This window comes from Citrobacter sp. C6_1, assembly GCF_014596835.2.
GTDB lineage: Bacteria > Pseudomonadota > Gammaproteobacteria > Enterobacterales > Enterobacteriaceae > Citrobacter > Citrobacter pasteurii.
The window spans coordinates 4,220,239-4,233,603 of sequence record NZ_CP115031.1; the positions used below are offsets into that span (position 1 = coordinate 4,220,239).

Genomic DNA, 13,365 nt, shown 5'->3' on the forward strand with positions numbered 1-13,365 from the left:
ATTTTTCTCTTAAGCAAAATAAATGGCGGTATAGCACCGCCATTTATTTACGGGTTACTGATAAGCGACTTTAAATGTTGCGGTTGCGGCGTAGGTCCCGGTTGTTGGTGCATCGTCCCCGACCTGTACCGTTTGTGCGGTGTAGTTAAATACGTTTTCGGTTGGTGTTGCCAGCTTATTGTTGTTGTCCTGCCAGAAAGCGTTGGCAGTATTGAACACAATTTTACCATCGGCAGTAGAACGACCACCGGTAGTGTCAGCAAGACGGATACCAACGTTGGCTGCGGTACCGGTTGTTTGCAGTACTTCGTTTGCCGCGCCTCGGACATCAGTGGTGCCAGCGAAATTCAACGCAATCTGGTTTGCCAGAATATCGCAACCAGACACTTTGATCGTAAAAGACTGTTCCGCACCGACGGTGTCCGGCCCGGTATAATCTGTGATGTAAGTTCCTGGCATTTTAACGGTTGCGGTACTGCTACCTGAATCGTTGACATCAATGGCACAACTGTCAGCAAGGATAAGTCCATTAAAGGTGATGGTGCCACTATCGACAGCCTGTGCATTACTGCAGATCAGCGCGGTAAGGCTCGTAGCCATACATATAGCTAATACTCGTTTTTTGGATAACATAAACAATCCCTATTTGATATTAATATATTGATTAATACGATAATATTAATCCATAAGACTTTGCATCAAGTTGGTTTTGTTTGCTATCAATAAAAAGTGCGATGGTAATTTTTAAGAAAATATAAATATATTTTAATTATAAAAAATCAACAAATTATATATTTTAAAACTAAATTAATATAAACAATATTTATTGCATGTGCATTTTGAATTATTTATTTGCATATATATTTCTTATTGGTATTTTTCATTGTTTTTTTGACGGCTGTTGGTGAGAGCGTTCCCAGCTCTGATTGATGTGGCTGATGATTATTGAAAATCACAACTACTCTCGTGTTACCTGAGTCACTTTCCCCTTCGTGGGGGCGCTGTTTACGAGAAATACCGACAAAACTAATAACAAACAGCGTGTTAATTGTGGATATGATTCCGAGTCCGGCACAAAAATTTACAGAACCCAGCCTATAGCTGGTTTTTTGCTTTTATAGCTTCTGATAGACGAATATGTTATCGCAGTTGCCAGTGATGTTCCGCTGGCGGTGGATGTGCCATTGTTAGATATCAACGATATACAGCAACTTGCTGATTTTGTTACGCAATGGATAAGATGGTAACTGTGGTGTTGTGATGAGCCTGATGCGCTGCGCTTATCAGGCCTACAAAATACGTTCAGCCCGGCGCAGGCCGGATAAGGCGGGACGCTGCATCCGGCGGTTTTTACCCCGCACAGACGCAAAAAAGCCCATCCGGCAGGATGGGCTTCTTCACTTTAATTAATGCCTGGCAGTTCCCTACTCTCGCATGGGGAGACCCCACACTACCATCGGCGCTACGGCGTTTCACTTCTGAGTTCGGCATGGGGTCAGGTGGGACCACCGCGCTACAGCCGCCAGGCAAATTCTGTTTATCAACACGCCCTGGCATGTCGATGTCATCTGTAATCAGGCTGAAAATCGTCTCAATTCCGCCAAAACATCTTCGGCGTTGTAAGGTTAAGCCTCACGGTTCATTAGTATCGGTTAGCTCAATGTATCGCTACACTTACACACCCGACCTATCAACGTCGTCGTCTTCAACGTTCCTTCAGGAGACTTACAGTCTCAGGGAGAACTCATCTCGGGGCAAGTTTCGTGCTTAGATGCTTTCAGCACTTATCTCTTCCGCATTTAGCTACCGGGCAATGCCATTGGCATGACAACCCGAACACCAGTGATGCGTCCACTCCGGTCCTCTCGTACTAGGAGCAGCCCCCCTCAATTCTCCAGCGCCCACGGCAGATAGGGACCGAACTGTCTCACGACGTTCTAAACCCAGCTCGCGTACCACTTTAAATGGCGAACAGCCATACCCTTGGGACCTACTTCAGCCCCAGGATGTGATGAGCCGACATCGAGGTGCCAAACACCGCCGTCGATATGAACTCTTGGGCGGTATCAGCCTGTTATCCCCGGAGTACCTTTTATCCGTTGAGCGATGGCCCTTCCATTCAGAACCACCGGATCACTAAGACCTGCTTTCGCACCTGCTCGAGCCGTCACTCTCGCAGTCAAGCTAGCTTATGCCTTTGCACTAACCTCCTGATGTCCGACCAGGATTAGCTAACCTTCGTGCTCCTCCGTTACTCTTTAGGAGGAGACCGCCCCAGTCAAACTACCCACCAGACACTGTCCGCAACCCGGATTACGGGCCCACGTTAGAACACCAGCCATTAAAGGGTGGTATTTCAAGGTTGGCTCCATGCAGACTGGCGTCCACACTTCAAAGCCTCCCACCTATCCTACACATCAAGGACCAGTGTTCAGTGTCAAGCTATAGTAAAGGTTCACGGGGTCTTTCCGTCTTGCCGCGGGTACACTGCATCTTCACAGCGAGTTCAATTTCACTGAGTCTCGGGTGGAGACAGCCTGGCCATCATTACGCCATTCGTGCAGGTCGGAACTTACCCGACAAGGAATTTCGCTACCTTAGGACCGTTATAGTTACGGCCGCCGTTTACCGGGGCTTCGATCAAGAGCTTCTCCTTACGGATAACCCCATCAATTAACCTTCCGGCACCGGGCAGGCGTCACACCGTATACGTCCACTTTCGTGTTTGCACAGTGCTGTGTTTTTAATAAACAGTTGCAGCCAGCTGGTATCTTCGACTGATTTCAGCTCCATGAGTAAATCACTTCACCTACATATCAGCGTGCCTTCTCCCGAAGTTACGGCACCATTTTGCCTAGTTCCTTCACCCGAGTTCTCTCAAGCGCCTTGGTATTCTCTACCTGACCACCTGTGTCGGTTTGGGGTACGATTTCGTGTTACCTGATGCTTAGAGGCTTTTCCTGGAAGCAGGGCATTTGTTACTTCAGCACCGTAGTGCCTCGTCATCACACCTCAGCGTTAAAAAGGTACCGGATTTACCTGGAACCTCCGCCTACATGCTTAAACCGGGACAACCGTCGCCCGGCTAACATAGCCTTCTCCGTCCCCCCTTCGCAGTAACACCAAGTACAGGAATATTAACCTGTTTCCCATCGACTACGCCTTTCGGCCTCGCCTTAGGGGTCGACTCACCCTGCCCCGATTAACGTTGGACAGGAACCCTTGGTCTTCCGGCGTGCGGGTTTTTCACCCGCATTATCGTTACTTATGTCAGCATTCGCACTTCTGATACCTCCAGCATGCCTCACGACACACCTTCAACGGCTTACAGAACGCTCCCCTACCCAACAACACATAGTGTCGCTGCCGCAGCTTCGGTGCACAGTTTAGCCCCGTTACATCTTCCGCGCAGGCCGACTCGACCAGTGAGCTATTACGCTTTCTTTAAATGATGGCTGCTTCTAAGCCAACATCCTGGCTGTCTGTGCCTTCCCACATCGTTTCCCACTTAACTGTGACTTTGGGACCTTAGCTGGCGGTCTGGGTTGTTTCCCTCTTCACGACGGACGTTAGCACCCGCCGTGTGTCTCCCGTGATAACATTCTTCGGTATTCGCAGTTTGCATCGGGTTGGTAAGTCGGGATGACCCCCTAGCCGAAACAGTGCTCTACCCCCGAAGATGAATTCACGAGGCGCTACCTAAATAGCTTTCGGGGAGAACCAGCTATCTCCCGGTTTGATTGGCCTTTCACCCCCAGCCACAAGTCATCCGCTAATTTTTCAACATTAGTCGGTTCGGTCCTCCAGTTAGTGTTACCCAACCTTCAACCTGCCCATGGCTAGATCACCGGGTTTCGGGTCTATACCCTGCAACTTAACGCCCAGTTAAGACTCGGTTTCCCTTCGGCTCCCCTATGCGGTTAACCTTGCTACAGAATATAAGTCGCTGACCCATTATACAAAAGGTACGCAGTCACCCCATTAAGAGGCTCCCACTGCTTGTACGTACACGGTTTCAGGTTCTTTTTCACTCCCCTCGCCGGGGTTCTTTTCGCCTTTCCCTCACGGTACTGGTTCACTATCGGTCAGTCAGGAGTATTTAGCCTTGGAGGATGGTCCCCCCATATTCAGACAGGATACCACGTGTCCCGCCCTACTCTTCGAGTTCACAACCTGTGCATTTTGGTGTACGGGACTATCACCCTGTACCGTCGGACTTTCCAGACCGTTCCACTAACACACAAGCTGATTCAGACTCTGGGCTGCTCCCCGTTCGCTCGCCGCTACTGGGGGAATCTCGGTTGATTTCTTTTCCTCGGGGTACTTAGATGTTTCAGTTCCCCCGGTTCGCTTCATTACGCTATGTATTCACGTAATGATAGTGTGACGAATCACACTGGGTTTCCCCATTCGGAAATCGCCGGTTATAACGGTTCATATCACCTTACCGACGCTTATCGCAGATTAGCACGTCCTTCATCGCCTCTGACTGCCAGGGCATCCACCGTGTACGCTTAGTCGCTTAACCTCACAACCCGAAGATGTTTCACTTCTGATTGCGAAAATTTGAGAGACTCGAACACACCGCTTTTCATTTCTTATTACGGAGAAATGAAACAGTGTGTCGTTTCAATTTTCAGCTTGATCCAGATTTTTAAAGAGCAAATATCTCAAACGTCACCCGAAGGTAAGTTTTGAGATATTGGGGTCGGCGACTTTCACTCACACATACCAGCAAGTGGCGTCCCCTAGGGGATTCGAACCCCTGTTACCGCCGTGAAAGGGCGGTGTCCTGGGCCTCTAGACGAAGGGGACGTGTCAGTCTCAATCGCAAGACGCCTTGCTATTTACTTTTCATCAGACAATCTGTGTGAGCACTACAAAGAACGTTTCTTTAAGGTAAGGAGGTGATCCAACCGCAGGTTCCCCTACGGTTACCTTGTTACGACTTCACCCCAGTCATGAATCACAAAGTGGTAAGCGCCCTCCCGAAGGTTAAGCTACCTACTTCTTTTGCAACCCACTCCCATGGTGTGACGGGCGGTGTGTACAAGGCCCGGGAACGTATTCACCGTGGCATTCTGATCCACGATTACTAGCGATTCCGACTTCATGGAGTCGAGTTGCAGACTCCAATCCGGACTACGACATACTTTATGAGGTCCGCTTGCTCTCGCGAGGTCGCTTCTCTTTGTATATGCCATTGTAGCACGTGTGTAGCCCTACTCGTAAGGGCCATGATGACTTGACGTCATCCCCACCTTCCTCCAGTTTATCACTGGCAGTCTCCTTTGAGTTCCCGGCCGAACCGCTGGCAACAAAGGATAAGGGTTGCGCTCGTTGCGGGACTTAACCCAACATTTCACAACACGAGCTGACGACAGCCATGCAGCACCTGTCTCACGGTTCCCGAAGGCACTAAAGCATCTCTGCTAAATTCCGTGGATGTCAAGAGTAGGTAAGGTTCTTCGCGTTGCATCGAATTAAACCACATGCTCCACCGCTTGTGCGGGCCCCCGTCAATTCATTTGAGTTTTAACCTTGCGGCCGTACTCCCCAGGCGGTCGACTTAACGCGTTAGCTCCGGAAGCCACGCCTCAAGGGCACAACCTCCAAGTCGACATCGTTTACGGCGTGGACTACCAGGGTATCTAATCCTGTTTGCTCCCCACGCTTTCGCACCTGAGCGTCAGTCTTTGTCCAGGGGGCCGCCTTCGCCACCGGTATTCCTCCAGATCTCTACGCATTTCACCGCTACACCTGGAATTCTACCCCCCTCTACAAGACTCTAGCCTGCCAGTTTCGGATGCAGTTCCCAGGTTGAGCCCGGGGATTTCACATCCGACTTGACAGACCGCCTGCGTGCGCTTTACGCCCAGTAATTCCGATTAACGCTTGCACCCTCCGTATTACCGCGGCTGCTGGCACGGAGTTAGCCGGTGCTTCTTCTGCGAGTAACGTCAATCGTTGCGGTTATTAACCACAACGCCTTCCTCCTCGCTGAAAGTACTTTACAACCCGAAGGCCTTCTTCATACACGCGGCATGGCTGCATCAGGCTTGCGCCCATTGTGCAATATTCCCCACTGCTGCCTCCCGTAGGAGTCTGGACCGTGTCTCAGTTCCAGTGTGGCTGGTCATCCTCTCAGACCAGCTAGGGATCGTCGCCTAGGTGAGCCGTTACCCCACCTACTAGCTAATCCCATCTGGGCACATCCGATGGCAAGAGGCCCGAAGGTCCCCCTCTTTGGTCTTGCGACGTTATGCGGTATTAGCTACCGTTTCCAGTAGTTATCCCCCTCCATCGGGCAGTTTCCCAGACATTACTCACCCGTCCGCCACTCGTCACCCAAGGAGCAAGCTCCTCTGTGCTACCGTTCGACTTGCATGTGTTAGGCCTGCCGCCAGCGTTCAATCTGAGCCATGATCAAACTCTTCAATTTAAGTTTGATGCTCGTGAATTAAACTTCGTAATGAATTACGTGTTCACTCAGAGACTTGGTATTCATTTTTCGTCTTGCGACGTTAAGAATCCGTATCTTCGAGTGCCCACACAGATTGTCTGATAAATTGTTAAAGAGCAGTTGCGACGCGCTTTAGCGCTCTGTCGCGAGGTGGCGTATATTACGCTTTCCTCTTTCAGAGTCAACCCTGAATTTCAGGATTTTTCTCTTCAACCGGACCGGCTGTTTGTGTGAAGTGATTCACATCCGCCGTGTCGATGGAGGCGCATTATAGGGAGTTTCCCTCAGCCCGCAACCCTTAAATGACAGAAAAATGACTGACTGCTGCATTCCACAGCAAAACACCGCCTTATACCCATTTACGCACAGAGTTATCCACAATCGTAAGCAAATTATCTGTCAGCGTCCCTGAAAAAGGAGAGAACCGGTATGAAAACCTCTATATAGAAAGAAATTCACTCTACGCTATATAAAGAAGAAGGGCTGACAACTTAAGCTCCATAATCCCTACTACCTTTGAATTACGTACCTCATCGGGCAATAATACCCGCACAAACAGTGATTCCAGGACTGCGATGAGACACCCTCTGCAACGAACTACGATACGCAAACGCCCGATGAAACTCGGCACAACCGTGATCCTCATGGTCAGCGCGGTTCTCTTCTCTGTGCTGCTCGTCGTTCATTTGATTTACTTCTCGCAAATCAGCAACACGACACGTGATGCATTAGCAGACAAAGCGCTTGCGGTCGCGCGAACGTTGGCAAACTCTCCTGAAATCCGCGAGGGGCTCAAAAAAAAGCCTGAGGACAGTGGTATCCAGGCAATTGCTCAAGCGGTAAATAAGCGCAACGATTTTTTATTCATCGTTGTCACGGATATGAAAAGCATTCGTTATTCGCACCCTGAAGCACAACGTATCGGCCAACCGTTTAAAGGCGACGACATCCTGTTGGCGTTACAGGGCAAAGAGAACGTTGCCATTAATCGCGGCTTTCTGGCTAAAGCGCTACGCGTTTTCACCCCCATTTATAACGAACATCACCAGCAGATTGGGGTTGTGTCGATTGGTCTCGAGTTAAGCAGGGTCACCGAGCAGATCAATAACAGCCGCGGCAGTATCTTTTGGTCCATCTTATTTGGCGTTCTGGTTGGGTTATTAGGTACCTGGGTATTGGTGAAGGTTCTCAAACGCATTCTGTTTGGTCTGGAGCCTTATGAAATTTCCAATCTGTTCGAACAGCGCCAGGCAATGCTGCACTCTATAAAGGAGGGGGTCATTGCCGTTGATGATAGTGGTGAGGTCACGCTAATAAACCAGGCCGCCCAGGAGCTATTGGATTACCGTAAGTCACAGGATGATGCCCAGCTATCCACACTCAGCCATGCATGGTCTCAGGTAGTTGATCTTTCGCAGGTGCTACGTGATGGAACGCCACGCCGTGATGAGGAGATCATGGTGAAGGACCGGCTGCTTTTAATCAACACCGTTCCAGTACTCAGCAATGGCAAAATCATCGGGGCTATTTCAACCTTCAGAGACAAGACTGAAGTCCGAAAACTGATGCAGCGTCTGGACGGTATGGTCAACTATGCCGATGCACTTCGTGAACGATCCCACGAATTCATGAACAAGTTACACGTGATTCTGGGATTATTGCACCTGAAAAGTTATAAGCAGTTGGAAAATTATATCATTAAGACGGCCAACAATTATCAGGAAGAGATTGGCTCACTGTTAGGCAAAATAAAATCACCGGTGATCGCGGGCTTTTTACTCAGTAAGATTAATCGCACATCTGATTTAGGTCATAGTCTGATCATTAGTAATGAAAGCCAGTTGCCGGAAAACAGTAATGAAGATCAGGTGGCGGTGTTGATCACCGTGCTGGGCAATTTAATTGAAAACGCCCTGGAGGCGCTAGGTCAAGAATCTGGGGGCGAGATCAGCGTATCCTTGCATTATCGACACGGCTGGTTGCATTGCGAAGTGAATGACGATGGTCCGGGGATCGCCCCCGAACGCATTGACCACATCTTTGAGAAGGGCGTCTCGTCAAAAGGAACCGAACGAGGCGTCGGTTTAGCACTTGTGAAACAGCAGGTTGAAAACGTTGGCGGCAATATTTCCGTCGAATCCGAACCTGGGGTCTTCACCCAATTTTTTGTACAGTTACCGTGGAATGGTGAGAGGGCCAGCAGATGATCAATGTCTTAATTGTCGATGACGATGCAATGGTTGCGGAGTTAAACCGCCGTTATGTCGCGCAGCTGTCTGGTTTTCATTGCTGCGGAACGGCCTCTACTCTCGAAAAAGCCAAAGAGATCATCTTTCATGGCGAACATCATATTGACCTGATTCTACTGGATATTTATATGCAGAAAGAAAACGGTCTGGACCTGTTACCCATTCTGCACAGCGAAGGCTGTAAATGTGATGTCATCGTCATCTCCTCCGCCGCCGATGCGACAACAATTAAAGACTCACTCCACTACGGTGTCGTTGATTATCTGATCAAACCGTTTCAGGCCTCACGCTTCGAAGAGGCCTTAACCAACTGGCTGCAGAAGAAAACGGATATGGAGAAGCACCAGTACTATGAACAGTCAGAGCTTGACCAACTGATTCATGGTAGCTCTTCCAGCGAGCAGGAAACGCGGCGCTTACCCAAGGGGCTGACACCACAAACGTTACGTACGCTGTGCCAGTGGATTGATGAGCACCAGGACCAGGAGTTCTCCACGGATGAACTGGCGAACGAGGTCAATATCTCCCGGGTCTCATGCCGTAAATACCTTATCTGGCTCGTCAATTGTCATATCTTATTTACCAGTATCCATTATGGTGTTACTGGCCGGCCGGTTTACCGCTACCGCGTTCAGGCTGAGCATTACTCATTACTTAAACAATACTGCCAATAAAACGCTCCCCCGGGGATTATTCGTTATATAAAAGTAACAATTATTAAAATAATGAAAAATCCCTTTTTATCCCACTAAAACAGATAAATAGTGAATTTGCGTTAGATCAAATATATTTGTATCAAACATGTTAAATTTATTATTTTGTTATTGATAAACATCACACTGTTTTTAATTTCAAAATCGCTAACAAAAGTTAATTAAGTATTAACTAACCCACAGAGTGTGTATTTTTACTCCTAAAGGATTAGTCTGAATTTCATCAGACATAAAAATCTAGACTGGTAGCAATGGAGACCATGCTACGTACTATGGACACCGTACATTTTTGTGAGCAAATAAACGTATCCGTACGCCAGATTCATTACCACATGACATGGCGTGACCGCGATCACATAAAGAACACACTCACCTGGTATATCGGTGTTTCACGTAATAGCGGACAATGTAGAACCGACGGTCAGCCTCCGGAAAACCGGTGTAAGCCAGCCAAACTACAGCGTCAGCCGCAGCGCTTCATAACCAGCCCAACCTCCCATCGCCTGAGGATTCTCTCCTCTGATCAATGCCATAGAAAAAAGTTAAATATTTCCAAAAAGTTATAAATACATTCTAGCCAGATATTTAAACATTAATCGCAAATACGGACATATCGAATACTGACCATTTTTTGATGCTTATTCCGGCAAAAAAGAATGTGCTACAGATCCATTTTTCAAAAATTGACTGGGTTTTTCGCGAGGGTAAATAAAATGTTATTTAGTATACAACTTCTCATAATATTAATATGTTTGTTTTATGGTGCCAGAAAGGGCGGTATCGCGCTGGGTTTGTTAGGCGGTATCGGCCTGGTTATTCTGGTTTTCGTGTTCCATCTCCAGCCGGGTAAACCCCCTGTTGATGTAATGCTGGTTATTATTGCCGTGGTGGCCGCTTCTGCAACCTTGCAAGCCTCCGGCGGTCTTGACGTTATGCTGCAAATTGCTGAAAAGCTGCTGCGTCGTAACCCAAAATACGTTTCTATCGTAGCACCATTTGTTACCTGTACCCTGACTATCCTGTGCGGTACCGGCCACGTGGTGTACACCATTCTGCCGATCATTTATGACGTCGCCATTAAGAACAATATTCGCCCGGAACGCCCAATGGCGGCGAGTTCTATCGGTGCACAGATGGGGATTATCGCCAGTCCGGTTTCCGTCGCCGTTGTCTCTCTGGTTGCGATGCTGGGTAACGTGACATTTGAAGGCAAGCACCTCGAATTCCTCGACCTGCTCGGCATCACCATTCCATCTACCCTGCTGGGTATCCTGGCTATCGGTATTTTCAGCTGGTTCCGTGGTAAAGATCTGGATAAAGACGAAGAGTTTCAGAAGTTTATTTCCGTACCTGAAAACCATCACTATGTGTATGGCGACACGGCAACACTGTTAGACAAAAAACTGCCGAAAAGTAACTGGCTGGCAATGTGGATCTTCCTCGCTGCCATCGCCGTTGTTGCCGTGCTCGGTGCGGTATCTGAACTGCGCCCTTCTTTTGGCGGCAAACCGCTGTCAATGGTACTGGTTATCCAGATGTTCATGCTGCTGACTGGCGCATTGATTATCATCTTAACCAAAACGAATCCCGCATCTATCTCAAAAAATGAAGTCTTCCGTTCAGGTATGATCGCGATTGTTGCGGTGTACGGTATTGCCTGGATGGCGGAAACCATGTTCGGTGCGCATATGTCTGAAATTCAGGGCGTACTGGGCGAGATGGTGAAAGAATATCCGTGGGCCTATGCGGTTATCCTGCTGTTGGTCTCCAAGTTTGTAAACTCTCAGGCTGCAGCGCTGGCCGCTATCGTCCCGGTCGCACTGGCTATCGGGGTTGATCCAGCGTACATCGTTGCTTCTGCTCCGGCATGTTACGGTTACTACATTCTGCCGACCTACCCGAGCGATCTGGCTGCTATTCAGTTTGACCGTTCAGGTACCACCCACATTGGCCGTTTCGTTATCAACCACAGCTTCATTCTGCCTGGTTTGATCGGCGTAAGCGTATCCTGTGTCTTTGGTTGGGTCTTCGCCGCAATGTACGGTTTCCTGTAAGCACACTTCGCGTGCCGTCCGCTATGGTGCGGCACGCCACCGTTAAGACACAGAGAATTTTAAAATTCCTGAGAAAAATGAAAAGGCTGGAAGCAAATGTCAAATGTTGAATTCACTTACCAGGCGGCTTTCCCACTGGGGGAAGACAAAACTGAGTACTACCTGCTGACATCCGATCACGTCAGCGTCGGCGAGTTTGAAGGCGAGTCAATCCTGAAAGTAGCGCCTGAAGCACTTACGCTACTGGCCCAGCAAGCCTTCCACGATGCCTCCTTCATGCTCCGCCCTGAACACCAACAGCAAGTCGCCTCCATACTCCATGATCCTGAAGCCAGCGAAAACGATAAGTACGTTGCGCTGCAATTCCTGAGAAACTCCGAGATTGCCGCCAAAGGCGTATTGCCAACCTGTCAGGATACCGGCACGGCCATTATCATGGGTAAAAAAGGTCAACGTGTCTGGACCGGCGGCGGTGACGAAGCGGCGCTCTCCAGAGGCGTATTTAATACCTATATTGAAGATAACCTGCGCTACTCGCAAAACGCGGCGCTGGATATGTACAAAGAAGTGAATACCGGCACTAACCTGCCTGCGCAAATCGACCTGTACAGCGTGGACGGCGACGAATATAAATTCCTGTGCGTGGCAAAAGGCGGCGGTTCTGCCAACAAAACCTACCTGTATCAGGAAACCAAAGCACTACTGACTCCCGGCAAACTGAAAAACTTCCTGGTTGAGAAAATGCGTACGCTGGGGACTGCAGCTTGCCCGCCGTACCATATCGCATTTGTGATTGGTGGTACGTCAGCAGAAAGCACCCTCAAAACGGTGAAACTGGCCAGCACACACTACTATGATGCGCTGCCGACTGAAGGTAACGCTCACGGTCAGGCATTCCGCGATCTGCAACTGGAACAGGAACTGTTGGAAGAAGCCCAGAAACTCGGCCTTGGCGCCCAGTTTGGCGGGAAATATTTCGCTCACGACATCCGCGTGATTCGACTGCCTCGCCACGGCGCATCCTGCCCGGTAGGCATGGGCGTTTCCTGCTCCGCAGACCGTAATATTAAGGCCAAGATTAACCGCGAAGGTATCTGGATTGAAAAACTGGAACATAACCCAGGCCAGTACATCCCGGAATCTCTGCGCCAGGCCGGCGAAGGCGAAGTGGTTAAAGTCGACCTTAACCGTCCGATGAAAGAGATCCTTGCCCAGCTTTCTCAGTACCCGGTATCCACCCGTCTGTCGCTGAGCGGTACAATCATTGTGGGTCGCGACATCGCCCACGCGAAGCTGAAAGAACGTATCGAGTCCGGCGAAGGTCTGCCGCAGTACGTGAAAGATCATCCGATCTACTACGCAGGCCCGGCGAAAACGCCGGCAGGTTACCCGTCCGGTTCTTTGGGTCCAACCACTGCGGGTCGTATGGACTCCTATGTTGACCTGCTGCAGTCCCATGGCGGCAGCATGATCATGTTGGCGAAAGGTAACCGCAGCCAGCAAGTGACCGACGCCTGCCATAAACACGGCGGCTTCTACTTAGGTAGCATCGGTGGTCCGGCAGCGGTACTGGCGCAGCAGAGCATTAAGCATCTGGAATGCGTGGAATACCCGGAGCTGGGAATGGAAGCTATCTGGAAAATCGAAGTAGAAGATTTCCCAGCTTTCATCCTGGTCGATGACAAAGGCAACGATTTCTTCCAGCAAATCGTCAGTAAACAATGCGCTAACTGCGCGAAGTAACCTATTCGGCCCGGCACTGGACTGACACCAAATTTTGGGGCCAGCCCGGTGATCCCCCCGGGCCAACTTTATCCCCCCATTAACTGGCGTTGAATTTTTGCCGTTCACAGTGAATAGTAATATTTTCCATTACTTGTGAATTC

At 49.4% G+C, this 13,365-nt stretch carries 5 protein-coding genes, 1 tRNA gene, 3 rRNA genes and 1 pseudogene; 5 read left to right on the top strand and 5 right to left on the bottom strand.

All coding sequences use genetic code 11. The annotated features are described in order from the left end of the window. Positions 1-54 precede the first annotated feature (54 nt). Entirely contained in the window at positions 55-600 is a 546-nt protein-coding gene (locus IB196_RS20235) for a fimbrial protein (protein WP_188232308.1), read from the bottom strand. A gap of 521 nt (positions 601-1,121) precedes the next feature. Here IB196_RS20235 and IB196_RS20240 point away from each other — a divergent pair. Then, positions 1,122-1,247 (top strand): annotated as a pseudogene (locus IB196_RS20240) (molybdopterin-guanine dinucleotide biosynthesis protein B); the annotation flags it as partial. 164 nt (positions 1,248-1,411) lie between these two features. Here IB196_RS20240 and rrf read toward each other — a convergent pair. The 4 genes from rrf to IB196_RS20260 form a co-directional block, all read right to left on the bottom strand. Beyond that, positions 1,412-1,527 (bottom strand): 5S ribosomal RNA (gene rrf, locus IB196_RS20245). 94 nt (positions 1,528-1,621) lie between these two features. After that, positions 1,622-4,528 (bottom strand): 23S ribosomal RNA (locus IB196_RS20250). Between the two features lie 211 nt (positions 4,529-4,739). Beyond that, positions 4,740-4,815: transfer RNA gene (locus IB196_RS20255), tRNA-Glu, on the bottom strand. 85 nt (positions 4,816-4,900) lie between these two features. Then, positions 4,901-6,442 (bottom strand): 16S ribosomal RNA (locus tag IB196_RS20260). Together the 16S, 23S and 5S rRNA genes with 1 tRNA gene alongside form the textbook arrangement of a ribosomal RNA operon. 596 nt (positions 6,443-7,038) lie before the next feature. On the opposite strand from IB196_RS20260, the gene IB196_RS20265 reads away from it, so the two are divergent. The 4 genes from IB196_RS20265 to fumA all read left to right on the top strand — a co-directional run bounded on the left by IB196_RS20265 (position 7,039) and on the right by fumA (position 13,222). After that, a complete protein-coding gene (locus IB196_RS20265; protein WP_040234011.1) occupies positions 7,039-8,670 on the top strand; it encodes a sensor histidine kinase in 1,632 nt (543 codons plus the stop codon). Further along, a complete protein-coding gene (gene dcuR, locus IB196_RS20270; protein WP_005132485.1) occupies positions 8,667-9,386 on the top strand; it encodes a two-component system response regulator DcuR in 720 nt (239 codons plus the stop codon). The genes IB196_RS20265 and dcuR overlap by 4 nt, the downstream gene beginning before the upstream one ends. A 752-nt stretch (positions 9,387-10,138) precedes the next feature. After that, positions 10,139-11,479, top strand: a complete 1,341-nt coding sequence (gene dcuB, locus IB196_RS20275; protein ID WP_040234012.1) for an anaerobic C4-dicarboxylate transporter DcuB — start codon at positions 10,139-10,141, stop codon at positions 11,477-11,479. Between the two features lie 96 nt (positions 11,480-11,575). Continuing rightward, positions 11,576-13,222 carry a class I fumarate hydratase FumA gene (gene fumA / locus IB196_RS20280; RefSeq protein ID WP_005132487.1) on the top strand — a complete coding sequence of 549 codons (1,647 nt, stop codon included), beginning with the start codon at positions 11,576-11,578 and terminating at the stop codon, positions 13,220-13,222. Positions 13,223-13,365 lie beyond the last annotated feature (143 nt).